The organism is Rhodococcus sp. NPDC003383, from assembly GCF_053589115.1.
Map to the genome: position 1 here is coordinate 1 of NZ_JBSFRG010000035.1, position 25,242 is coordinate 25,242.

Annotated in this window: 17 protein-coding genes and 1 pseudogene; all 18 read left to right on the forward strand. The window is 66.8% G+C overall.

What is annotated here, in order from left to right; genetic code table 11:
- A pseudogene (locus tag ACWDTS_RS23970) lies at positions 1-305 on the forward strand (ABC transporter ATP-binding protein); the annotation flags it as partial.
- Between the two features lie 8 nt (positions 306-313).
- Complete coding sequence (locus tag ACWDTS_RS23975; RefSeq protein ID WP_197250540.1) at positions 314-1,108, forward strand: MlaE family ABC transporter permease; 795 nt, start codon at positions 314-316, stop codon at positions 1,106-1,108.
- Positions 1,109-1,112: 4 nt separating this feature from the next.
- A complete protein-coding gene (locus ACWDTS_RS23980) occupies positions 1,113-1,973 on the forward strand; it encodes an MlaE family ABC transporter permease (protein ID WP_450109605.1) in 861 nt (286 codons plus the stop codon).
- The gene (locus tag ACWDTS_RS23985) at positions 1,970-3,325 is read left to right on the forward strand and encodes an MCE family protein (protein ID WP_450119156.1); all 1,356 of its coding nucleotides are present in this window, start codon (positions 1,970-1,972) and stop codon (positions 3,323-3,325) included. The genes ACWDTS_RS23980 and ACWDTS_RS23985 overlap by 4 nt, the downstream gene beginning before the upstream one ends.
- Positions 3,322-4,401: an MCE family protein gene (locus ACWDTS_RS23990; protein WP_197250537.1), complete on the forward strand. Its 1,080-nt coding sequence runs from the start codon at positions 3,322-3,324 to the stop codon at positions 4,399-4,401. The genes ACWDTS_RS23985 and ACWDTS_RS23990 overlap by 4 nt, the downstream gene beginning before the upstream one ends.
- Positions 4,398-5,396, forward strand: a complete 999-nt coding sequence (locus ACWDTS_RS23995) for an MCE family protein (RefSeq protein ID WP_450109608.1) — start codon at positions 4,398-4,400, stop codon at positions 5,394-5,396. The genes ACWDTS_RS23990 and ACWDTS_RS23995 overlap by 4 nt, the downstream gene beginning before the upstream one ends.
- Positions 5,396-6,658, forward strand: a complete 1,263-nt coding sequence (locus tag ACWDTS_RS24000) for an MCE family protein (RefSeq protein WP_197250535.1) — start codon at positions 5,396-5,398, stop codon at positions 6,656-6,658. Before ACWDTS_RS23995 ends, ACWDTS_RS24000 begins: the two co-directional genes overlap by 1 nt.
- A 26-nt stretch (positions 6,659-6,684) precedes the next feature.
- Positions 6,685-7,950: an MCE family protein gene (locus tag ACWDTS_RS24005; protein WP_450109609.1), complete on the forward strand. Its 1,266-nt coding sequence runs from the start codon at positions 6,685-6,687 to the stop codon at positions 7,948-7,950.
- Positions 7,947-9,194 (forward strand): MCE family protein, encoded by a 1,248-nt coding sequence (locus ACWDTS_RS24010; RefSeq protein WP_450109610.1) that lies wholly within the window; start codon positions 7,947-7,949, stop codon positions 9,192-9,194. The genes ACWDTS_RS24005 and ACWDTS_RS24010 overlap by 4 nt, the downstream gene beginning before the upstream one ends.
- 66 nt (positions 9,195-9,260) lie before the next feature.
- The gene (locus tag ACWDTS_RS24015; protein ID WP_248676097.1) at positions 9,261-9,884 is read left to right on the forward strand and encodes a hypothetical protein; all 624 of its coding nucleotides are present in this window, start codon (positions 9,261-9,263) and stop codon (positions 9,882-9,884) included.
- A gap of 414 nt (positions 9,885-10,298) precedes the next feature.
- Entirely contained in the window at positions 10,299-10,856 is a 558-nt protein-coding gene (locus tag ACWDTS_RS24020; protein WP_450119157.1) for a hypothetical protein, read from the forward strand.
- Positions 10,857-11,219: 363 nt separating this feature from the next.
- The gene (gene rpoB / locus ACWDTS_RS24025) at positions 11,220-14,726 is read left to right on the forward strand and encodes a DNA-directed RNA polymerase subunit beta (protein WP_197250531.1); all 3,507 of its coding nucleotides are present in this window, start codon (positions 11,220-11,222) and stop codon (positions 14,724-14,726) included.
- Between the two features lie 129 nt (positions 14,727-14,855).
- Positions 14,856-18,827 (forward strand): DNA-directed RNA polymerase subunit beta', encoded by a 3,972-nt coding sequence (locus tag ACWDTS_RS24030; RefSeq protein ID WP_197250530.1) that lies wholly within the window; start codon positions 14,856-14,858, stop codon positions 18,825-18,827.
- 756 nt (positions 18,828-19,583) lie between these two features.
- Complete coding sequence (locus tag ACWDTS_RS24035) at positions 19,584-20,672, forward strand: NAD(P)/FAD-dependent oxidoreductase (RefSeq protein WP_450119158.1); 1,089 nt, start codon at positions 19,584-19,586, stop codon at positions 20,670-20,672.
- Positions 20,669-20,956, forward strand: coding sequence for an acyl carrier protein (locus ACWDTS_RS24040; RefSeq protein WP_248676087.1), 288 nt, complete (start codon positions 20,669-20,671; stop codon positions 20,954-20,956). Before ACWDTS_RS24035 ends, ACWDTS_RS24040 begins: the two co-directional genes overlap by 4 nt.
- Positions 20,957-22,645: an AMP-binding protein gene (locus tag ACWDTS_RS24045; protein WP_450109612.1), complete on the forward strand. Its 1,689-nt coding sequence runs from the start codon at positions 20,957-20,959 to the stop codon at positions 22,643-22,645.
- An 80-nt stretch (positions 22,646-22,725) separates the two neighbouring features.
- On the forward strand, positions 22,726-24,330 hold the full coding sequence (locus ACWDTS_RS24050; protein ID WP_248676089.1) for an AMP-binding protein: 1,605 nt from the start codon (positions 22,726-22,728) through the stop codon (positions 24,328-24,330).
- Entirely contained in the window at positions 24,321-25,241 is a 921-nt protein-coding gene (locus ACWDTS_RS24055; protein WP_248676090.1) for a hypothetical protein, read from the forward strand. Before ACWDTS_RS24050 ends, ACWDTS_RS24055 begins: the two co-directional genes overlap by 10 nt.
- Position 25,242 lies beyond the last annotated feature (1 nt).

The window sequence follows — 25,242 nt, forward strand, 5'->3', positions numbered from 1 at the left end:
AGGCGCTCGTCGACGCGGGGCATCATGCCGGTGGTGTCGACGACGTCGAGGGCATCGTGCCGCAGATGCAGGCCACGCCGGGCATGCCCGAACGCAAGGCCGTGGCGCGCCGTCACGAGCGGGTGCGGCAGATCCTGCACACCCTCCCGGAGAGCGCTCAGGCCGCCATCCTCGAGAGCTACGACCAGGAAGAAGCCGCGCACGTCGCGGCAGCGGTACCCGCAGGCTACGACGGCCGTGACGACGACACGCAGGTGATCCCCGTCTATCGCGAGGAATTCGATCAGCAGTACGGCCAGAAGTAGGAGACCAGATGGGGGTCGGCAGTAGTTCGCTCGTGCGTCCGGTACACGGTGCACTCACTCAAGCCGGGAACATCGTCGAACTGTTCGTCGACGTCGTGCGGAACACCTTCCGCCGCCCGTTCCAGTTCCGGGAGTTCATCGAGCAGGCGTGGTTCATCGCGAGCGTCACGATCCTGCCGACCGCCCTGGTCGCCATCCCGTTCGGGGCCGTCGTGTCCCTGCAGACCGGCTCGCTCATCAAGCAGCTCGGTGCCGAATCGTTCACCGGTGCCGCCAGCGTGCTCGCGGTGATCCAGCAGGGCAGTCCGATCGTGACCGCCCTGCTGATCGCCGGCGCGGCCGGATCCGCCGTCACCGCCGACCTCGGGTCGCGCACGATCCGCGAGGAGATCGACGCCATGAGGGTGCTGGGCATCGATCCGGTCCAGCGGCTCGTCGTCCCGCGTGTCCTGGCGATGATCCTGGTGGCGCTGCTGCTCAACGGACTCGTCTCGGTCGTCGGCATCGCCGGCGGCTACTTCTTCAACGTCATCCTGCAGGGCGGCACCCCGGGCGCGTATCTGGCGTCGTTCTCGGCGCTCGCCCAGTTACCCGACCTGTACGTCGCCGAACTCAAGGCGGCGGTCTTCGGTCTCATCGCCGGAGTCGTCGCCGCCTACAAGGGCCTGAATCCCGGGGCCGGCCCGAAGGGCGTCGGTGAAGCCGTGAACCAGACCGTCGTCATCACGTTCCTGCTGCTGTTCTTCGCGAACCTGATCCTGACGATGGTGTACCTGCAGATCGTGCCTGCGAAGGGATCCTGAAGCGATGACGATTGCAAAGGGCCGCGGAGATCTCTTCCTGCTCCGGGGCAGGAGGGTGCTGCGCGCACCGCTGAACGTCCTGGATCGCGCAGGCGACCAGATGTCGTTCTATGCGCGGGCGGTCGCGTGGACTCCGAAGACGATCACGCACTACCGCAAGGAGGTGCTGCGGCTGCTCGCCGAGGTCACCTTCGGCAGCGGTGCGCTCGCCGTCATCGGCGGCACCATCGGTGTCATCGCGATGATGTCCGGCTTCACCGGCGTCGTCGTCGGCCTGCAGGGTTACGCCGCGCTCGAACAGCTCGGATCGTCGGTGCTGACCGGCTTCCTGTCGGCCTACGTCAACACCCGTGAGATCGCGCCGATCGTGGCGGCGCTCGCGCTGTCCGCGACCGTCGGGTGCGGCTTCACCGCGCAGCTGGGCGCCATGCGCATCAGCGAGGAGATCGATGCGCTCGAGGTGATGGCGGTGCCGTCGGTGCCGTTCCTGGTCACCTCCCGGATGATCGCCGGCTTCGTCGCCGTCATCCCGCTGTACATCATCGGCCTGCTCGCCGCGTATCTCGCGACCCGCGTGATCAGCACGTTGTTCAACGGTCAGTCGTCCGGCTCGTACGACCACTACTTCTATCTGTTCCTGCCACCGGAGGACGTGCTCTATTCGTTCGCGAAGGTGCTGATCTTCGCGTTCGTGCTGATCCTCATCCACTGCTACTACGGCTTCCACGCCAGCGGTGGCCCGGCAGGGGTGGGTGTCGCGGTGGGCCGGGCGGTCCGCACCGCCATCGTCACCATCGCCGTTCTCGACTTCTTCCTCAGCCTCGCGATCTGGGGCACGACGACGACGGTGAGGGTGGCCGGATGATCGAGACACCCTCGACGCTCCGCCGCCGCGTGCTGGGACTGGTGTTCTTCCTGGTCCTGGCGTTGTTCCTCGGCGGCACCATCGCGATGTACAACAAGACCTTCAAGAAGGTCGTCGAGGTCGACCTGCTGACCGACAGCGTGGGCAACGCGCTGCCGCACAACGCCGACGTCAAGGTCCGCGGCATGATCGTCGGCGAGGTGCGCTCGACGTCGGTCGAGGACGGTCAGGTCACCGCGCACCTGGCGATCGACCCGGACAAGGCGGAACTGATTCCGGCCAATTCGACGGCCCAGCTGCTGCCGAAGACGCTGTTCGGTGAGCGTTACGTCGCCCTGCTGCTGCCCGAAGACCCGGCCCGTCCGCTCGCCGCCGGTGACGTCCTGGTGCAGGACAAGAGCGCACGGACCGTCGAACTCGGTGAAGTTCTCGACGGGGTCCTCCCGCTCCTGCAGGCCATCCCGCCGGAGGACCTGGCGAGCACGCTCGGTGCGCTCGCGCAGGGCCTCAGCGGTCGCGGCGAGACCCTGGGTCGCACGGTCGAACATCTCGAGCAGATCTTCCGCGAGGTCGGAGTCGAACTGCCGGCCCTGCAGGAGGACCTGCGCGGACTCGCGGACTTCTCGCAGACCTACGCGGAGGCGGCACCGGACCTGGTGAACGCGTTCAACAACCTGCGAACCACCGGAAACACCGTGGTCGAGCAGGAGAACCAGATCGCGACCCTGCTGGTGTCCGCGACCGGTGCATCGTCCGACACCGCGGGCCTGCTGGAGACCAACGCGGCGTCGATCATCAGCATTTCCGCGGACTCGAAGGAGGCGTTGCAGCTGCTGGCCCGGTACTCGCCGTCGTTCCCGTGCATGCTGAAGGGTTTCGCCGATGCCGCGCCGGCCGCCGCGGGTGTGCTCGCGGTGGACGATCCCTTCCCCGGTGTGCGCGCAAGCGTCCAGTTCACGAATCCGAAGGGCCGCTACCTGCCGAACCAGGACGAACCCCGGCTGCTCGACGACCGGGGACCGGCCTGCTACGACAACGTCACCGCGCCCGGCAGGAAGTTCCCGCAGTACCCGGGCGGCTCGATCAACGACGGCTCCTACCAGGTGCCGTCCCGCAACCCCGGGCCCGAGACGATCCCGTTCTTCCCGGCCCCCGAGGGTTCCGGGGTTCCGGACGACGTCGGCGTGATCATCGGCACCGTTCCGGTGTCCTACACGGGCTCGGCGGCCGAACAGGAAACGCTCGACGTGATCTACGGGGCCGCGACCGGTCTCGAACCCGGTGACGTGCCGCGGTGGACCACCCGGCTCGGCGCGCCGACGATGCGGGGAACGGAGGTGAGCTTCGAATGAGGGGACTGGCAGCACCTCTGATCAAACTGATCGTCTTCGCGGTCGTCACGGTCGTCGCGACGGGCATCCTCGCCGCGACCATCGCCAGCCTCGGCGGCGGTGGGGGCGAGAAATACCACGCGATCTTCTCCGACGTCACCTCGCTCAACAAGGGTGACGAGATCCGCATCGCGGGCGTACGGGTCGGGCAGGTGGAGGACATCTCGATCGTCGACGAGCGCAACGCCGAAGTGACGTTCACCGTCGAGGACCGCGACTACCTGCCCGCATCCACCACCGCGACGATCCGATACCGCAACCTCGTCGGCCAGCGGTACATCGCGCTCGGGCAGGGCGAGGGTGCACAGGGACAGAAGCTGAATCCGGGCGAGACGATCCCGCTCGAGCGGACCAAGCCCGCGGTGAACCTCACCACGCTGTTCAACGGTTTCCGGCCCCTGTTCCAGACCCTGTCCGCGGAGGACGTCAACAAGCTGTCGTACCAGATCGTCCAGGTGTTCCAGGGCGAATCGGGAACCGTCGACGACCTGGTGCGCAGCACCGCGTCGCTGACCAACACGATCGCCGACAAGGACGCGGTCATCGGCGCGGTCATCGACAACCTCAACACGGTGCTGACCACCGTCAACGAGCGGGACGACGAGCTCGATGCGCTGCTCGTGAACACCCAGGCGCTGGTCAGCGGCCTGGCCGCGGATCGTGAGACGGTCGGATCCGCGGTGCAGTCCCTCGCCGGTCTGACGGACGCGGTCGCCGACGTGCTCGAACCGACCCGCCCGGCGATCACACAGTCGATCACCGCGGTGAACCAACTCGCCGGCACCCTGAACGCCAACAGCGGCGCCGTCGACCAGGTTCTGGAGACGCTGCCCGTCAAGCTCGAGAAGCTCGGCCGGGTCGCGAGTTACGGCTCGTGGTTCCAGTTCTATCTGTGCGGCATCGACATCATCGCCGGTCCGGGCTCGGTCCCGTATCTGAATCTGCCCACCGGGCTGCCCACGGTGAACCAGCCGATCTACACCAATGCCGCGAAACGGTGCACGCAGGACGGAATGCAGGAGTTGCAGGGACGATGAGTAGACGTCGCAGTCCGGCAGCGGCCGGTGCCCTGGGCATTCTGGTGGTCCTGCTGGCCACGCTGTCCGCGTTCTTCCTGGACTCGCTGCCGATCATCGGTGCCGGCGCCACCTACAAGGCCGAGTTCAGTGAGGCGGCAGGCCTCAAGCCCACCAACGAGGTGCGCATCGCCGGCGTCAAGGTCGGCCAGGTCACCGCGGTCGAGCTCGAGGGTGACCGGGTCGTCGTCGAGTTCAACGTCAAGGACGCGTGGATCGGCGACGACACGTCGGCCTCGATCCAGATCAAGACGATCCTCGGCCAGAAGTACCTCGCGCTCGATCCGCGCGGAACCGAGGTGCTGAATCCGTCGGACGTGATTCCGCTCGAGCGCACGGTGGCGCCGTACGACGTGATCGAGGCGTTCTCGTCCGCAGCGACCACCCTCGGTGACATCGACTCCGAACAGCTCGCCGCCGGATTCGCTGCCCTGTCCGATGCGTTCTCCGAGACACCCGACGACGTGCGGGCCGCGCTCGACGGGGTGAGCCGGATCTCGGAGACGATCGCGAGCCGCGACCAGGAGCTGAAGAAGCTGCTCGACGCGACCGCGCAGACCTCGCAGATCCTCGCCGACCGCAATGTCGAGTTCAACCGGCTCATCAGCGACGGTGCGCTGCTGGTCGCGGAGCTCAACAACCGCCGGGAGGCGATTTCGCAGCTGCTCGACGGCACGCAGCGGATGTCGACCGAGCTGAGCGGTCTCGTCCGGGAGAACGAGGAGCAGTTCGGTCCCGCACTCGAACAGCTCCGCGGTGTCGTGCAGATCCTGCAGGACAACAACGACAATCTCGATCGTGCCTTCGAGCTGTACGAACCCTTCGTGCGCCTGTACACGAACGTCGTCGGCAACGGCCGCTGGTTCGACCAGGTCGTCGTGAACCTCACCCCGCCGGGGCTGCCGGACATTCCGGGCTACCGCGAACCGGGCCGCACGCTGGAAGGGGGTAACTGATGGCGCACGCCGAGAACGGGGACGACTCCACGCGCGGGAACGGACGCACGGCAGTGCTCGTCGCGCTCGCCGCGGCACTGGTGGCAGCGCTCGTCGCCGGCGGCTGGTACGCCTACCAACGTGTCGGCACGACCGAGATCACCGCGTACTTCGACAAGGCCGTCGGCATCTACGAAGGCTCCGACGTCCGGGTGCTGGGTGTCGAGGTCGGCAAGGTCCTGTCGGTCGAGCCGCAGGGCGATCTCGTGCAGGTCCGTATGCGCGTGAACCGCGGTGTGGACATCCCGGCCGACGCGCGGGCCGCGCAGATCACGCCGTCGGTCGTTGCCGACCGGTACGTGCAGCTCGCTCCCGCCTATACGGGCGGCGAGACGATGCAGAGCGGCGCGGTGATCCCGCGTGAACGCACGGCCACGCCCGTCGAGGTCGACGAGCTCTACGCCACCATCGACGAGCTGTCGCGCGCGCTGGGACCGGAGGGCGCGAACAAGGAAGGCGCGCTGTCGCAGTTCGTCGAGGTCGGCGCGGAGAACCTCGCCGGCAACGGGGAAGCGCTCGGCCGCAGTATCGATCAGCTGTCCGCGGCGACCCGCACCCTGAACTCCTCGCGTGACGACCTGTTCGGCACCGTCGAGAACCTGCAGGTGTTCGTGAGCGCTCTCGCCGCGAACGACGAGCAGGTACGGGTCTTCAACAGCCAGCTCGCCGAGCTGTCCGGATTCCTCGCGGGGGAGCGGGAGGATCTCGGTCAGGCCCTGAACCAGCTGTCGGTGACGCTGGGCGACGTCGCGACGTTCGTGCAGGACAACCAGGCGATCCTGAAGGACAACGTCGACGCGCTCGTGCCGATCACGCAGACGCTCGCGGATCGCCGGGATTCGCTGGTCAACTCGCTGACCCTGCTGCCGCTGGCGGTGAGCAACCTCGTCAACTCGTACGACGCGGAGGCCGGGGCATTGTCGTCGCGACTCGTGCTCACCGACCTCCAGGATCCGAACGCCGCCGTGTGCAAGCTGATCGACCTCGGAAAGCTGGTGCCGGGCGACGAACGCTTCGAACGGCTCGGACGACAGATGCAGCCGCTCATCGACCGATGCGGCGACATCATGGCGCAGGTGACCGCGGACCAGAGGTCGCCGGATCTGATCCTGCCGTTCGGCATCCTGAGCGGCGAGAACATCCAGCGGCAGGTGGTTCCGGGCACGGTGCCCGGCGTCGAATCGCCGCGACTGCAGCTCGGCGGAGAGGGGGGTGATCGGTGAGGCACTCGAAATCGGGGATCCCCTCGGTGGGATCGGGACGTGCGGTCGCCCTCGCCGCGGGGCTGTGTGTCGTGGCGGTGACGGTGTCGGGCTGCGGCGGGGGTTCCGATATTCCGCTGCCCGGTGGCCCCGACGTCGGAAGTGACCCGATGCACCTGACCATCGCGTTCGAGGACGTGCTGGACCTCGTGCCGCAGTCCGCGGTGAAGGTGGACGGGGTGCCGGTCGGTCGCGTCGAATCGATCTCCGTCGCCCCGGACGGCTGGACGGCGGATGTGGACGTCGTGGTCCAGTCCTCGGTGGATCTGCCGGCGAATGCGCTCGCGGAGGTCGAGCAGACCAGCATCCTCGGCGAGAAGTTCGTCCAGCTGAGCTCGCCCCCGACGGACCCGTCGACGCAGAGGCTGGCCGACGGCGATTCGATCCCCGTCGAGCGGACCCGCGCCGCGACCGAGATCGAACCGGTGCTGGGCGCGCTGTCGCTGCTGCTCAACGGCGGCGGTGTGGGACAGCTCGCGCCGGTGGTCAAGGAGCTGTCGACCGCGTTCGACGGGCGCGAGGGAACCACGCGCAGCCTGCTCGAACAGGCGGATCTGCTGATCGCCGGACTCGAACAGCAGAAGAACGACATCACGCGTGCGCTGGACGGCCTGGACACGCTGAGCTCGAACGTGGCCGCGCAGACCGACCGGATCGCCGGGATTCTCGACGAGCTTCCGGTCGCGACGGAGGTCCTCGAGCAGCAACGCCCGCAGCTCGTCGAACTGCTCACGCAGCTCGATCGGCTCGGCACGGTCGGAACCGATGTGCTCGAACAGTCGAAGGACGATCTGATCGCCGACCTGCTGGCATTGCGCCCGACTCTGCAGCAGCTCGCGATCTCCGGAGACGACCTGGTCGAGGCGTTGCCGTTCATCCCGACCGTGCCGTTCCCGGACGGGGTGGAGAAGATCGCGCTCGGCAGCTCGGTGAACCTGTTCCTCATCGTCGATCTGCAGATCGGGGACGCGCTCGCGGCCCTCGGTGTCGGACAGGGCGAGCCGGTCTACCGGGAGCCCAAGTTCGGTAACCCCAAGCCGCTGGTCGATCCGTCCAACCCGTACGTCGACGGCAACGGCCCGCGGCCGGGATGGCCGACGGTGTCGCTGCTGCCGATCCTGCCGACGCCCACCCTGCCCGAGGCGGTGCCGGGTCTCCCTACGGGTCTCGCCGGTCCCGCGGGCGCCGGAGCTCCGCCGGCCAATCCCCTGGAGGGTCTGATGAACCAGCTGGGCATCGGGGGTGGCGAATGAGATCACGCCTGGTCAAGGCGCAGCTCGCGGTGTTCGTGGTGATCGCGGTGCTCGGGGTGCTGTTCGTCGGCGCCCGGTACGTCCGTCTCGACAACCTGCTGGGCTTCGGGCAGTACACGGTGAACGCGCAGTTCGCGACGTCCGGTGGGGTGTTCAAGAACGCGGAGGTCACCTACCGTGGTGTCCCGGTCGGCCGGGTCGGCGAACTGTCGCTCACCGAGGACGGCCTCAACGTCGAGCTGAAGCTCGACAACGGCGGCCCGGACATCCCGGCGTCGGCACGCGCGGTCGTGGCGAACCGTTCCGCGATCGGTGAGCAGTACGTCGACCTGCGGCCCGATACCGCCGAAGGCCCGTTCCTGGTGGATGGGTCGGTCATCGAACAGGACCGGACCGCCGTTCCGATCCCGGTCGAGGACCTGCTGGTGAGCACGAACGACCTGGTGCGTTCGGTCCCGGTGGATGCCTTGCACACCGTCGTCACGGAACTCGGCGACGCGTTCGACGGTCGCGGTGACGATCTGCAGGTGCTCGTCGACTCGCTGGCCGAGCTCAGCGCGGCCGGAGTGGACTATCTGCCGCAGACGGTCACTCTCGTCCGGGACAGCGAGACCGTGCTGAACACGCAGTCGGTGCAGTCGTCGGCGATTCAGCAGTTCAGTTCCGATCTGGACCTGGTCACGGCGCAATTGCGCGAAAGCGACCCGGACATCCGGCGTCTCATCGAGACGGGACAGGCCGCCAGCGAGCAGCTGACCCAGCTGGTCGCGGACAGCGGTCCGGGTCTGACGACCGATCTCACCAACCTGGCACTGCTCGGCGACAAGCTCGCGCCCCAGGCGATCGCGCTGCAGCCGCTCCTGGCGTTCCTGCCCGCGGTGGCCGGCAGCTCCTCGACGGTCGCACCGGGCGACGGCGCGGTCCGGCAGGGCATCGTCCTCGAGACGAACAACCCGCCGTCCTGCACGATCGGATACGAGGGCACCTACGAGATCCTCGACGAGATGCACCGGCAGAACCCGAACTTCGACGACACGCAGCAGGACTTCCCGTTCAACACGAACGCGTCGTGCGAAGTGCCGCAGGGCAGCGTCACCGGCGTGCGCAGCGCCAACCGGATCGTGTTCGCCGACCCGCTGACCCTCCAGCCGTGGGACTTCATCCCGAAGAAGGACCCGGACAAGTTGAACCTGAACCCGATCGCGACGCAGCTGGCACCGCTGCTCGGGGTCACCCCGAAGTGAAGTGAGTAGGTTGTTGGAGTGAGCGAGGAGACCACAACCCGACCGGTAGGCGACAGGTTCCGCACGGTGGGGCTCGCGGTCGTCGGCGTCGTCGCGCTGGTCGCGCTGGCGGCCGCGATCTGGTTCGGTGTCGGCTGGGGGCGGGCGTTGTTCGTCGAGCGGCCCACGGCCGACGCGAGGGACGCGGCGCTGTCCGGTGCGATGCAGGCGGCGATCAATCTGAACAGTGTCGATGCGGACGACGTCGACCGATCGCTCGACAACATGCGGTCGTCGATCACCGGTGATGCGCTGGTGAACGATCTGAACGCCACCGAACAGCAGATCCGCGACCAGGTCGCGGCCACCGGCACCGGGATGGCGGCCGATGTTCTGTTCGGGTCGCTGACGGAGCTGAACACCGACGACGACACCGCGCGTGCGCTCGTGGTGTTGTCGGTGACCACGACGACGCCCACGAACTTCGTGAAGAACAAGGTGTCGGTCGAGGTCGCCGTCCGTAAGGACGGGGACATCTGGAAGGCGGAGACGATCCAGCCGCTCGGTTCGGTGGAGCTCGAGTCCGGTGCGAATCCGGAGGCCGCTCCGGCTCCCGCAGAACCGGCCGCGCCGCCCGCCGGAACGCCCCTGCCCGAAACTCCGCTGCCCGCCGAGCCGACGGCCCCGGCCGGACCGGCGCCCGGGCAGTAGGGGACCGACGGTGACCGAGCAACTCGAGGAGTGTGTGTAGTGCCGCCGCAACGACGCAATCCGGGAACCGGTGGGCCGCGCCGACGTCCGAAGATCGCCGGAACCGGCCGCGCGCAGGGCCCTGCCGGCGCCGCCCGGCCGACGGCTCCGACTGCGCGGCCGGCGGCTCCCGGGCAGGACACGAGCGCGCCGAAGCCCGAGGTCGGGGAATCGGTCGTCGAAGCCGGCACGCCCGAGGGCGCGGCGGTGGAGCTGTCCAAGAAATCCGAGCCGGAGACCGCAGCCGAGGCCGTCGAGACCCCTGAGTCTGCCGAGACCCCTGAGTCTGCCGAGAGCACTGAGTCTGCCGAGGCCACTGAGTCTGCCGAGAGCACTGAGTCTGCCGAGAGCACCGGGACTGCCGAGGCTGCTGCCGTGCCCGCCGAGCCGGAGCCCGGCCGGGAGGTCGCTCCGGAGGATGCCGCCGGGACGGAGCCCACGGCACGGGCCGGCACGCGTCCGCTGCTGCTCCTCGGCGGCGCCGCGGTCGCCCTGGGCGTGTTCGCGGTGGTCGCCGCGTTCCAGCCCGGTGCGAGGGTCGAGAACCGGGCGTGGGTCGACACGGCCGCGACCGCACAGGTCGAGCGCGCCGCCACCGAGGCCATCGAGACGATGCACGGCTACAACTACGAGACGATCGACGACAACTTCGCGGCGATCCGCAAGGTGCTGACGCCGGAGATGCAGGAACAGTTCGACCGGACCGCGGAGGTGACGAAGCAGGCCGCGGTGCAGACGCACACGGTCACGCAGGTCGACGTCACGCACATCGGGGTGTCCATGCTCGACGATTCGCGTGCGGAGGTGGCGGCATACATCAACGTCAGCGCGACGGGCGACGGGATCGCCCAGGGCAGCGCGGCGGCGCCGCTGCGGGTGCGGATGGAGCGGATCGACGGACGCTGGCTGGTCTCGGAACTGACCGACAGGTGACCCCGGTCGGGGGCTGTTTCGCTGCGGTCGGCGCGGTCCCGGCGAAACGATCTCTTGACGCGGAGAGCGGTAGCGGTCACTCTATCGGTACGCCCGCGCGAACTCGCGAGAAAGTCCGAGTTCCGGAGAGGGGCTTGCTTCAGGCACCCCTGTTGGACATCTGCCGTTTTTCGGTGTAGGTTAGGACTTTGCGCTGGCTGCCTCCTGTCCAAACCTCGTTCGCAAAGCCGGAAGTGCCCCCTCGTGGGGTGCCCGCCGCCGGTCTTCGTGATGGGGCTGTCGTTCGGGTTGTGACCAGCCGAAACGCCCCACTGAAGAAGCAGGTACAGCGGCGGTCGCACCGGTTGGAGCGGCCCGCGTGAGGTGCTGGAAGGACGCATCTTGGCAGTCTCTAGCCAGACCAAGGCAGTTGCCGGAATCCCCGGAGCCCCGAAGAGAGTCTCGTTCGCGAAGATTCGCGAGCCGCTCGAGGTCCCCGGGCTCCTCGATCTACAGACAGATTCCTTCGAATGGTTGATCGGCTCCGAGCGCTGGCGCGCGAAGGCTGCCGAACGTGGTGACGGGCCTGTTGTCGGCGGCCTCGAGGAGATCCTCGCAGAGCTCTCGCCGATCGAGGACTTCTCGGGTTCGATGTCCCTGTCCTTCTCCGACCCGCGCTTCGACGAGGTCAAGGCCTCCGTCGAGGAGTGCAAGGACAAGGACATGACGTACGCGGCTCCGCTGTTCGTCACGGCCGAGTTCATCAACAACAACACCGGCGAGATCAAGAGCCAGACGGTCTTCATGGGTGACTTCCCGATGATGACCGACAAGGGCACCTTCATCATCAACGGCACCGAGCGCGTCGTCGTGTCGCAGCTGGTGCGGTCCCCTGGCGTCTACTTCGACCGGAACGTCGACAAGAGCACCGAGAAGGACCTGCACAGCGTCAAGGTGATCCCGGGCCGCGGTGCATGGCTCGAGTTCGACGTCGACAAGCGCGACACCGTCGGCGTCCGCATCGACCGCAAGCGCCGCCAGCCGGTCACCGTGCTGCTCAAGGCCCTGGGCTGGACGAACGAGCAGATCGTCCAGCGCTTCGGTTTCTCCGAGATCATGATGTCCACGCTGGAGAAGGACAACACGGCCGGCACCGACGAGGCGCTGCTCGACATCTACCGCAAGCTGCGTCCGGGCGAGCCGCCGACCAAGGAGTCCGCGCAGACCCTGCTGGAGAACCTCTTCTTCAAGGACAAGCGCTACGACCTGGCGCGCGTGGGACGTTACAAGATCAACAAGAAGCTGGGCCTGAACAGCGGCCAGCCGATCGCGGCGTCCACCCTCACCGAGGAAGACATCGTCGCCACGATCGAGTACCTGGTGCGCCTGCACGCCGGTGAAACCGTGATGACCGCCCCCGACGGCGTCGAGGTCCCGGTCGAGGTCGACGACATCGACCACTTCGGCAACCGTCGTCTGCGCACGGTCGGCGAGCTCATCCAGAACCAGATCCGTGTCGGCCTGTCCCGCATGGAGCGCGTGGTGCGCGAGCGTATGACCACGCAGGACGTCGAGGCGATCACGCCGCAGACGCTGATCAACATCCGTCCCGTCGTGGCCGCGATCAAGGAGTTCTTCGGAACCTCCCAGCTGTCGCAGTTCATGGACCAGAACAACCCGCTCTCGGGCCTGACCCACAAGCGCCGCCTGTCCGCGCTGGGCCCCGGCGGTCTGTCCCGTGAGCGCGCCGGCCTCGAGGTCCGCGACGTCCACTCGTCGCACTACGGCCGCATGTGCCCGATCGAGACCCCGGAAGGCCCGAACATCGGCCTGATCGGCTCGCTGTCGGTGTACGCGCGGGTCAACCCGTTCGGTTTCATCGAGACCCCGTACCGCAAGGTCGAGAACGGCGTCGTCACCGACGAGGTCGTCTACCTGACCGCCGACGAGGAGGACCGCCACGTCGTGGCGCAGGCCAACTCGCCGATCGGTCCCGACGGCCGGTTCACCGAGGATCGCGTTCTCGTCCGTAAGAAGGGCGGCGAGATCGAGTACATCCCAGCCGCCGAAGTCGACTTCATGGACGTTTCGCCGCGTCAGATGGTGTCGGTCGCGACCGCGATGATCCCGTTCCTCGAGCACGACGACGCCAACCGTGCCCTCATGGGTGCGAACATGCAGCGTCAGGCCGTGCCGCTGGTGCGCAGCGAGGCTCCGGTCGTCGGTACCGGCATGGAACTGCGTGCCGCCGTCGACGCCGGCGACGTCATCGTCACCGAGAAGACCGGTGTGGTCGAGGAGGTGTCCGCCGACTTCATCACCGTGATGGCCGACGACGGCACCCGCAAGACCTACCGTCTGCGCAAGTTCGACCGTTCCAACCAGGGCACCTGCTCGAACCAGCGTCCGATCGTGGACGAGGGTCAGCGCGTCGAGGCCGGCCAGGTCCTCGCCGACGGTCCCTGCACCCAGAACGGTGAGATGGCGCTCGGCAAGAACCTGCTCGTGGCGATCATGCCGTGGGAAGGCCACAACTACGAGGACGCGATCATCCTGTCGCAGCGCCTCGTGGAGGAGGACGTGCTCACCTCGATCCACATCGAGGAGCACGAGATCGACGCCCGCGACACCAAGCTCGGTGCCGAGGAGATCACCCGCGACATCCCGAACGTCTCGGACGAGGTCCTCGCCGACCTGGACGAGCGCGGCATCGTCCGCATCGGTGCCGAGGTCCGCGACGGCGACATCCTCGTCGGCAAGGTCACCCCGAAGGGTGAGACCGAGCTGACCCCCGAGGAGCGGCTGCTGCGCGCGATCTTCGGCGAGAAGGCCCGCGAGGTCCGCGACACGTCGCTGAAGGTGCCCCACGGCGAGACCGGCAAGGTCATCGGCGTGCGCGTGTTCTCCCGCGAGGACGACGACGATCTGCCTCCGGGCGTCAACGAGCTCGTCCGCGTGTACGTGGCGCAGAAGCGCAAGATCCAGGACGGCGACAAGCTCGCCGGCCGCCACGGCAACAAGGGCGTCATCGGCAAGATCCTCCCGCAGGAGGACATGCCGTTCCTGCCCGACGGCACCCCGGTCGACATCATCCTCAACACCCACGGTGTTCCGCGTCGTATGAACATCGGCCAGATCCTCGAGACGCATCTCGGCTGGATCGGCAAGGCCGGCTGGAACATTCAGGTCGCGGAGGACGGCAGCCGTCCCGAGTGGGCGCAGAACCTGTCCGACGAGATGCTGTCGGCGGAGCCGAACACCAACATCGCGACCCCGGTGTTCGACGGTGCGCGCGAGGACGAGCTCAGCGGTCTGCTGGCCTCGACCCTGCCGAACCGCGACGGTGAGGTCATGGTCGGTGAGGACGGCAAGGCGACGCTGTTCGACGGTCGTTCCGGCGAGCCGTTCCCGTACCCGGTGTCGGTCGGCTACATGTACATCATCAAGCTGCACCACCTCGTCGACGACAAGATCCACGCTCGGTCGACCGGTCCGTACTCGATGATCACCCAGCAGCCGCTCGGCGGTAAGGCCCAGTTCGGTGGCCAGCGCTTCGGTGAGATGGAGTGCTGGGCCATGCAGGCCTACGGTGCGGCGTACACGCTGCAGGAGCTCCTCACCATCAAGTCGGACGACGTCGTCGGCCGCGTGAAGGTGTACGAGGCGATCGTCAAGGGCGAGAACATCCCGGAGCCGGGTATCCCCGAGTCCTTCAAGGTTCTCCTGAAGGAGCTCCAGTCGCTCTGCCTGAACGTCGAGGTGCTCTCGAGCGACGGCGCGGCCATCGCGATGGCCGACGGCGACGACGAGGACCTGGAGCGGGCAGCGGCCAACCTGGGCATCAACCTTTCCCGCAACGAGTCGGCCACGGTCGACGACCTCGCGAACTAGGAAGCCGACCCCGGAGGAGGCGCGTATGGACGGCAACGACGACGCCGCATCCTTCGCGCCTCCCCGGGGGCCCGGCAGCGATAGCGACAACTAGCAGCAACACAACCCGCACAGGGGAAAGGAAGTTACGTGCTCGACGTCAACTTCTTCGATGAACTCCGCATCGGCCTGGCCACCGCAGAGGACATCCGCAACTGGTCGTACGGCGAGGTCAAGAAGCCGGAGACCATCAACTACCGCACGCTCAAGCCCGAGAAGGACGGACTCTTCTGCGAGAAGATCTTCGGCCCCACCCGGGACTGGGAGTGCTACTGCGGTAAGTACAAGCGCGTCCGCTTCAAGGGCATCATCTGCGAGCGCTGCGGCGTCGAGGTGACCCGCGCGAAGGTCCGCCGTGAGCGGATGGGCCACATCGAACTGGCCGCACCCGTCACCCACATCTGGTACTTCAAGGGCGTGCCGAGCCGCCTCGGCTACCTCCTCGATCTGGCGCCGAAGGATCTCGAGAAGATCATCTACTTCGCCGCCTACGTCATCACCTCGGTCGACGACGAGCTCCGCCACAACGAGCTCTCGACCCTCGAGGCCGAGATGGAGGTCGAGAAGAAGACCGTCGCCGACCAGCGCGACGCCGACCTCGAGGCCCGCGCGCAGAAGCTCGAGGCCGATCTGGCCGAGCTGGAGGCCGAGGGCGCCAAGTCCGACGTCCGCCGCAAGGTCAAGGACGGGGGCGAGCGCGAGATGCGTCAGCTCCGCGACCGCGCCCAGCGCGAGCTGGACCGTCTCGACGAGATCTGGAACACCTTCACCAAGCTGGCTCCGAAGCAGCTCATCGTCGACGAGCTGATCTACCGCGAGCTGCAGGATCGCTACGGTGAGTACTTCACCGGCGCGATGGGTGCCGAGGCCATCCAGAAGCTCATCGAGACCTTCGACATCGACGCAGAGGCCGAGCAGCTGCGCGAGATCATCCGCAGCGGCAAGGGCCAGAAGAAGCTGCGTGCGCTGAAGCGACTGAAGGTCGTCGCGGCGTTCCAGCAGTCCGGCAACTCGCCGATGGGCATGGTTCTCGACGCCGTTCCGGTGATCCCGCCGGAGCTGCGCCCGATGGTTCAGCTCGACGGTGGCCGCTTCGCGACCTCCGACCTGAACGACCTGTACCGCCGTGTCATCAACCGCAACAACCGCCTCAAGCGACTGATCGACCTCGGCGCGCCCGAGATCATCGTCAACAACGAGAAGCGGATGCTGCAGGAGTCCGTCGACGCGCTGTTCGACAACGGTCGTCGCGGCCGGCCGGTGACCGGTCCGGGCAACCGCCCGCTCAAGTCGCTGTCCGATCTGCTCAAGGGCAAGCAGGGTCGTTTCCGTCAGAACCTGCTCGGCAAGCGTGTCGACTACTCGGGCCGTTCGGTCATCGTCGTCGGCCCGCAGCTCAAGCTGCACCAGTGCGGTCTGCCGAAGCTGATGGCGCTCGAGCTGTTCAAGCCGTTCGTGATGAAGCGTCTGGTCGACCTGAACCACGCGCAGAACATCAAGTCCGCCAAGCGCATGGTCGAGCGTCAGCGCCCGCAGGTGTGGGACGTCCTCGAAGAGGTCATCAACGAGCACCCGGTGCTGCTGAACCGTGCACCGACGCTGCACCGCCTCGGCATCCAGGCGTTCGAGCCGCAGCTCGTCGAGGGCAAGGCGATCCAGCTGCACCCGCTCGTGTGTGAGGCCTTCAACGCCGACTTCGACGGTGACCAGATGGCCGTGCACCTGCCGCTGTCCGCGGAGGCGCAGGCCGAGGCCCGCATCCTGATGCTGTCCTCGAACAACATCCTGTCGCCGGCATCGGGTCGTCCGCTCGCCATGCCGCGTCTGGACATGGTCACGGGTCTGTTCCACCTGACCCGTCTCGTCGAGGACGCCGTCGGCGCGTACGCCCCGGCCACCGCCGATCAGCCGGAGCAGGGCGTGTACTCGTCCCCGGCCGAGGCCATCATGGCCGTCGACCGCGGTGCGCTGTCGGTGCAGGCCCCGATCAAGGTGCGTCTGACGCAGCAGCGTCCGCCGCGCGAGATCGAGAACGAGCTGTTCCCCGAGGGCTGGCGGTACGGCGACGCGTGGACCGCGCACACGACCCTCGGTCGCGTGCTGTTCAACGAGCTGCTGCCCGTCAACTACGGCTTCGTCAACGACATCATGCCGAAGAAGCGTCAGGCCGCGATCATCAACGATCTCGCCGAGCGCTACCCGATGATCGTCGTCGCGCAGACCGTCGACAAGCTCAAGGACGCCGGCTTCTACTGGGCGACCCGTTCGGGTGTGACCGTCTCGATGGCGGACGTGCTCGTTCCGCCGGAGAAGAAGGAGATCCTCGAGCGGTACGAGGCGCAGGCCGATCAGCTCGAGCGCAAGTTCGCGCGTGGTGCTCTCTCCAAGGAGGAGCGTCGCGACTCGCTGGTGAAGCTGTGGCAGGAAGCGACCGAAGAGGTCGGTCAGGCCATGGAGGCGCACTACCCGGACGACAACCCGATCCCGACGATCGTCAAGTCCGGTGCTGCGGGCAACATGACCCAGATCCGCTCGCTCGCGGGCATGAAGGGTCTGGTGACGAACCCGAAGGGCGAGTTCATCCCGCGTCCGATCAAGTCCTCGTTCCGTGAGGGCCTGACCGTTCTCGAGTACTTCATCAACACGCACGGTGCCCGTAAGGGTCTGGCCGATACCGCTCTGCGTACCGCCGACTCGGGTTACCTGACCCGTCGTCTGGTGGACGTCTCGCAGGACGTCATCGTTCGCGAGGTCGACTGCGGCACGCCGCGCGGCATCGAGATGACCATCGCGGAGCCGGAGCGCGACGCCGAGGGCAACGAGACCGGCAAGCTGGTCCGCGACGCCCACATCGAGACGAGCACGTACGCCCGTACGCTCGCCTCCGATGCGGTCGACGCGAACGGCAACGTGATCGTCGAGCGCGGTTCCGACCTGGGCGATCCGGCCATCGAGGCGCTGCTCGAGGCCGGTATCCAGAAGGTCCGCGTCCGTTCGGTGCTGACCTGCGACACCGGCACCGGTGTCTGCGCCACCTGCTACGGCCGCTCGATGGCGACCGGCAAGCTCGTCGACATCGGCGAGGCCGTCGGTATCGTCGCCGCGCAGTCGATCGGTGAGCCGGGTACGCAGCTGACGATGCGTACCTTCCACCAGGGTGGCGTCGGTGAGGACATCACCGGCGGTCTGCCGCGAGTCCAGGAGCTGTTCGAGGCCCGCGTCCCGAAGGGCAAGGCCCCGATCGCCGACGTCTCCGGCCGCATCCGGCTCGAGGACGACGACCGCTTCTACAAGATCACGATCGTGCCGGACGACGGTGGCGACGAGGTCGTGTACGACAAGCTGTCGAAGCGTCAGCGCCTGCACGTCATCCGCAAGGCGAACGGCACCGAAGGTGTTCTCGCCGACGGTGACTACGTGGAGGTCGGTCAGCAGCTCCTCGAGGGTGCTGCCGATCCGCACGAGGTGCTGCGTGTGATGGGTCCCCGCCAGGTGCAGATCCACCTCGTCAACGAGGTCCAGGAGGTGTACCGGAGCCAGGGTGTGTCGATCCACGACAAGCACATCGAGGTCATCGTGCGCCAGATGCTGCGCCGCGTGACGATCATCGATTCGGGCGCGACGGAGTTCCTGCCCGGTTCGCTGGTCGAGCGGAGCGAGTTCGAGGCATCGAACCGCCGGGTCGTGGCCGAGGGCGGCGAGCCCGCTGCCGGTCGCCCCGTGCTCATGGGTATCACGAAGGCGTCGTTGGCCACCGATTCGTGGCTGTCGGCGGCGTCGTTCCAGGAGACCACTCGCGTGCTGACCGACGCGGCGATCAACTGCCGCTCGGACAAGCTGATCGGTCTCAAGGAGAACGTGATCATCGGTAAGCTGATCCCGGCCGGCACCGGCATCAACCGGTACCGGAACATCCAGGTCCAGCCGACCGAGGAGGCCCGCGCGGCCGCGTACGCCATCCCGGCCTACGACGACCAGTACTACTCGCCGGAGGGCTTCGGCCAGAACACCGGCGCCGCGGTCCCGCTCGACGACTACGGTTACTCGAGCGACTACCGGTAGGCAACTACCGTAGACACGCAGGTCCCGCCCCTTTCTCTTCGGGGGCGGGACCTTCGTGTATTCGGCGTACGGGACGCCGCACCCCATCCGTGGACGGACTCCTGCACGAAGTCTCCTCGGGCGGGCCGTACCGCGATGACGACTCTTTCGATTCGATTGTGCTGCAACAGATTCCGATCCTGGATCGCAGGCACTGCCTGCGCCGCTCGCAGGCCCCGGCTTCGGGCCCGGCGGCGAGATCCCGGAACGTAAATCCCGAGATGGTCGAAATTTCGATTATCAACCCCGATGAGTGAGTTCCGGATCGACAACTTCGAGCCCATAGACAGTTTCTTTGACTGGATCCGCATATTTGTAAACGAATACGGCCCCCATCGGGTATTAATTGTGCTATGCGGAACGCCCGTGCTAGCCTGTGAAAGTCGATCGGGAGGGGTCGGCGAAATTCGATACACCTTGGGGGCACGGTGACTTATCGCATTCAGCTGCTCGGGCAGCTTTCGGTTTCGACATCAGGCCGGTCCGCGAATTCCCGCGGATCGGTTTCTCGACGTTCGTCGAATTCTCGCTTTTCGTAATTCGAGTTATTTCTGAAGTTTCGATCGACGCGGTATCGGCCGGCTCGCGTGACGTGTGTGGCCGGCGGAAAACGATGCGTCGGCATATCTCGAAACGAACTGCACATTCTCTGTCTGCCGCACTGTAATTGCAGTGCGGTATCGAATCCTGCGCGGATGAAAAATAAGGAGAAGTTGTATGCGTGTCGTCGTCGTGGGCGCCGGATATGCGGGAACGATTGCCGCGAATCGGCTGGCGAAGAAGGTTCCCGATGCCGAGATCACCATTGTGAACGATCGTCCGGAGTTCGTGGAGCGGGTTCGCCTGCACCAGCAGACCGCCGGCACCGGTGGCGCCGCGACGCCACTGTCGTCGATGCTGCGCAAGGGGATTGCGTTCCGCCTCGGAAGCGCCGTGAAGATCGGGGGCAACCAGGTCGTCCTCGCCGACGGCGAGCAGCTGGGATTCGACTACGCCGTCATTGCCACCGGCGGATCGGTCCATCCGATTCCCGGGTCGATTCCTGTCGGGACCTGGGAAGGTGCCCGTATCGCGGAAGCGCGGCTCGCGGGTCTGCAGGACGGAGGCGACGCCGTTGTCGTCGGTGGGGGACTGACGGGCATCGAAACCGCGTCCGAGATCGCACGTTCCCGCAAGGGGCTGAAGGTGCGGCTCGTCGCCGACGAGTTCGCGGCAGGCCTGTCCGAGAGCGCTCGCCGAAAGGTGCGGAAGTCGCTGGAGAAGGCCGGTGTCGAAATCCTGGCGGACCGGATCGTCGGCATCTCCCAGGGGCAGGGGCGTGACGTCGTCCGTCTCGCATCGGGTTCCGCGTTCGAGACGGACGTGACGTTGTGGGCCGTGATCTCCGGTGTGTCGGACTTCGTGGCGCAGAGTGGCCTCGCCGTAGACGAACGGGGCCGGGCGCTGGTCGATCGGTTCCTGCGGAGCGAGGGATCGCCCAACGTCTTCGTCGTGGGGGACTGTGCGGCAGTTCCCGGCGCACGTCCGTCCTGTGCGACGGCATCACCGCAGGGCGCGCACACGGCCGACAATCTGCAGCGGATCTCCCGCGGGAAGGATCTCGCGCCGTACTCGATGGGTTACGTCGGCCAGGCTGTCGGCCTGGGTGGGATGAATGCACTCATGCAGCTGGTGCGATCCGACGACAGCCCACGGAATCTGTATTTCTCCGGATTCTTCGCAGGCGTGACGAAGGAGATCGTCAGCCGGTACGCGAAATTCGGATCACGAACCGCAATCTATGTATGGAGAAAGGGTCGAATTTGAGTGGGGGTCTCATCACTGTCGGCCACCTGGAGGATCGGATAAGGGAGCGTCTGGGGGACGTCGTTCCGGACGAATTCGAGATCACGGCGGAAACGCGACTGGACGACCTGGGTTTGACGAGCCTGCAGTTCGGCGACCTTCTCATGGAATTGGAGGACGAACTCGGCTCGGACTTCGACCTCTATCTGGTCGCCGATGTCGTCACGGTCGGCGAACTCGCCGACCTTCTCGAACAGCAGGCACCCCGGTGGTCTGCGACGGAACAGGCAAGGGAAGTCACCTAATTGAATCCGCGAAACGAAGCGCCGGACAATTTCTGGACGCGAATATTTGTCACCGCAACCGATTATCGGACCGGTCTGAATTTCTGGGAGGGGCGCCAATATGCGCCCTATTCGCGCGCGGATCTCGTCGCCGAGGCAAGGAGGGTGGCGGGAGAACTCGCCTCGGACGGGGTTCGGAAGGGCGACGTCGTGGCCATCGTGCTCGACAACTCCGCCGCCGCCGTGAGGTCGCTGCTGGGCTGCTGGTATCTGGGCGCCGCCGTTGCGTCCCTACCCGAACGGGTGGTCGGCACCGACGCCGAAAGCTACTGCACCCAGATCGAATCCATCGTCGATCGGATCCGTCCGCCCCTCCTTCTCTGCAGCGACCGGGCGCTTGCGGACATCCGGCAGTCGGCCGGCGTGGCGTCGGTGGTGCGCAGCTTCGAGGCTCTGGGATCGGAGCAGGTCGCAATCGCATCGGAACCGGACTTTCCCGGTCTCCACGACCCGGCGTTCATCCAGTTCTCGTCCGGGAGCACCGGCAATCCGAAGGGCTGTGTGCTCAGTGCTTCGGCCATCGCACACCAGCTGGACATGATCGCCGAGATGGTCGACTTCGGGCCCGGCACGGTCGGTGTGAACTGGGCGCCGTTCTCGCACGACATGGGGTTCTTCGGCGGTCTGATGAGCGGACTGTGGAACGACGGCGAGGGCTACTACTCGACGACGGCACGATTCCGCTTGTCGCCCCGCACCTGGCTGGAAGATCTCGCCCACTATCGCGCGACGTACACCTCGGCATCGCCGACGGCTCTGCACGTCGCGGCACAGGTCATGCACATCCGGAAGAAGCCGTTGCCGGGCGACCTCGCTTCCCTCAGGTGCCTCATGGTGGGCGCGGAACGGATCAGCTGGGAGGTCGTGGCCGACGTGCAGGAATGCCTGGGTCCGTACGGGCTCCGGGCGGACGCGGTACGGCCCGCGTACGGCCTCGCGGAAGGAACGCTGGTGGTGACCGCGTCCGCGAACGATCGCGAACCCGGATACTGCAGTGTCGACGCGCTCGAGCTGGCGGAGGGACACGTCCGGTTCGTGCCCGAGAGCGACGAGAACTCGTGCCGGATCGTCAGCTGTGGGGTGCCGCTGCCGGGTGTCGAGCTGGACGTGCCGGAAGGGGCCGGCCGATTGGCGTCGATCAGGTTCCGTTCGCCGTCGGCGGCGACGGGTTACTACTCGAACCGGGAAGCCACGGCCGCCCGCTTCGGTGCCGACGGATTCGTCGACACCGGTGATCTGGGTTTCGTGCACGGCGGTGAGCTGTACCCGGTCGGCCGCGCGGACGATCTGATCTGTATCGGCGGGCGCAACGTATACGTGAACGCCATCGAGTCGGAGATCGAGGCCACGATCGAAGGACTGCGCAGCGGAAGCACCGCGCTGATCGACTCGACACCCCACGCCGGCGATCGCACGCTGGTCTACATCGCCGAGGTGGGCGGGACGAACATCGACGGCGCCGGTATCGCGCGCGAGATCGCACACACATGCAGGCGCAGAAGCGCGCTCGTCCTGGACAGGGTTGTCCTGGTTCCGCGGCGCACGTTGCCCCGCACGCCGTCCGGCAAGATTCAGCGGCACAAGTGCCGATCGATCGTCGAGCATTCCGGCGGCGCGCACCAGATCATCGAATCCATCAGCGTTCGCTGATTGCCCGTCCTCTGTTTCACCCGCGCGCGATGGGGCGCGCGGGCATCCTCTGTGATCTAGAGCGAAAGTGGTTGTTACACATGCTCAAGCGACCCAAGAACTTGGGATTGATGTTCGAATGGCATGCGGGCAGGTCGAGGCAGCTGACCGTCCATCTCGATCGTCCACTCGATATCGAAGGTCCGGACGGGCCGCTCTTCTACAACGGCCGGGCGCTCGCCGACCTCGTCGCGGAAGCCTCGGGCTGGCTCCGCGCCGCGGGGGTCGGCCGCGGCGACCACGTGGCGGTCGTGAAACCGAATCATTTCGACATGATCGTGCTGGCAGCGGCCGCGGCCCGGATCGGCGCGGTCGCAGCGCTCGTGTCCGCCGCGGACACGCCGCACCACCATGCCGCACTGCTCGATCGGATTCGGCCGGTCGTCTCGATCATCTCGTCGGACGTCCTCGAACGAGCCGCATCCGCCGGGCTGGACCTGCGAGGACACGGCACGACGATCGTGCTCGGGCGCGACGCGGATCCCGCCCGCGCCGACGAACTGGACCTGAAGTCGCTACGGGGAAAGCCCGTTCCGAAGCCCGACCCCGCCCCCGACGACGCGCCGATGTTCATCACCCACACGTCCGGCACGACCGGGGTGCCGAAGCTGGTCGTCCACTCCGCGACGTCCAACCACTACGCGAGCAGGCTCGAGCTGACGCCGTTCCCCGTGATCGTCAATCGCCGGTCGGACACGACCCTGGTATCGATTTCGTTCGCCCACTCCCGCTCGCTCGCATGGATCGGTGCGCAACTCAAATGGGCTCCGGCGAAGGTCGTCGTGGCGAGCCGGTACGAACCCGAATCCGTGGAGAAGGTGTTCGAGCAGCATCTGCCCACGACCGTCGAGGCCACACCGAACGTCTACCAGCGGTGGAAGGTCCTGGCGGAGAGGCGGCCCGAGCTGTTCGCTCACGTGCGGTTCTACCTCAACACCTTCGACCTGATGCACCCGTCGACCGTCCGGACGTTCCTGAACGCGTCCAGCCGGCGTCTTCCCGTCTGGGCGCAGTCGTGGGGTCAGAGCGAGGTGGGCCCGATCGCAGGTGCGCTGTATACGCGGGCGATGGTCCGCCGGCGGGGTGTCGCCTCGACGAACAACGTCGGGTGGTCGGTGCCCTGGCTCATCCGGACCCGGGTCGTCGACCCGGAAACGGGAGAACCGGTGAGGCGCGGGCGGACCGGAATACTCATGTCGCGCAGTCGATCCCGTTGCATCGACTATCTCGGCGAGACGGACCGGCACGAACTGAAGTCCGCCGGAGAATGGTGGAACACCGGCGATCTCGGATACAAGGATCTGCTGGGCCGGGTCAGGTTCGTGGATCGCGCGGTCGACGAGATTCCCGGGCTGAGCGGCACCGAACTCGAAAGTATCCTGCTCGACCGCATTCCCAACGCGATCGAGGTGATCGTGCTGGGGGTCTCGGGAAGTGCGCCGCTGCCCGTGCTGAGCCTGGACGGGGGTTCGATCAGCGACGCGGAATGGCGGGCGGCGACGAAGGGCCTGCCTGCGATGGCCGATCCGGTGGTGATCGCGTGGGAGGACCTCCCGCGGACCTCGACCTGGAAGGTTCGCCGCGGCGCACTCCGGCGGTCGCTGGTGGGTACCGAGCTCGGTGACGGAGTGAGCACGTGGACCTAGAGGCAACCGCGAGGGACGGCCTCGTCGACGAGGTGTTCGCGGTTTTCGAAGGTGAGCTCCGGGAGGTCCTGCGCACCGTTCCCTACAACAGTGCGGCGCAGTTCGTCGACCTCTTCGGCGACGGGGAACGCAGTCCGCGGCTCGGAGCGGCGTGCGTGTTCCAGACACTGGAGGTCGCGAGGCGGGTCGAGGAACGCACGGGTATTCCTGCTCGTCTGATACCGGACGGTCGGCACCTGGCAGCGATCTTCGAGTACGAGGGCGGACTCGTCCTGCTCGATCCCTACCTGCTGCACACGACTCCGATCCACATCGAGGCACGTACTGTACGCGCGGGGTCGGGGCGGGTGGTCTCGACCGCGGCTCCGGTGCGCACGGACTCCAGGGGAGTGGTCCGGCCGGGACGGCTCACCGCGCGCTACCGGACCTACGGCGACGGCTGGGTCGTTCGCCTGGAGTATTCGAAGTTCAGCCCCACCCGGGGCAGATATCTGCTGTCCAGGCTGTTCACGTTGCGCTCGGAGGACGCATTCGACCGGCCCGACGGCGGGCTTCGGGTCGAGGCGCTGCCGCGGGAGTTCCTGGCGTCGATCCTGACCGATCCCGAGCAGACCAGCCTGTCCATCCGGGCGCTGGACGATTCGCTGGAACACACCTGTGAGGTCATCCTTCCGTTGCACGGCTATGCAGGGCGGATCTTCTCGGCCGGCGACCTCTGGCTGCGGGACAGCGCGGGGGTGTCCTTCCCGCACTCGGATCCGGCCGCAGCGCCGGTGTGGAATGAACTGGCCGCCTCGACGGGGCTCGGTTCCGCCGACATCGTCGATCACCTGCTGTGCGCCGCCGACATCTATCGGAGCGTCGCCGATCCCGACGGCGACGTCCAACCCTATTCGTTCGAGAGTGAGTGAC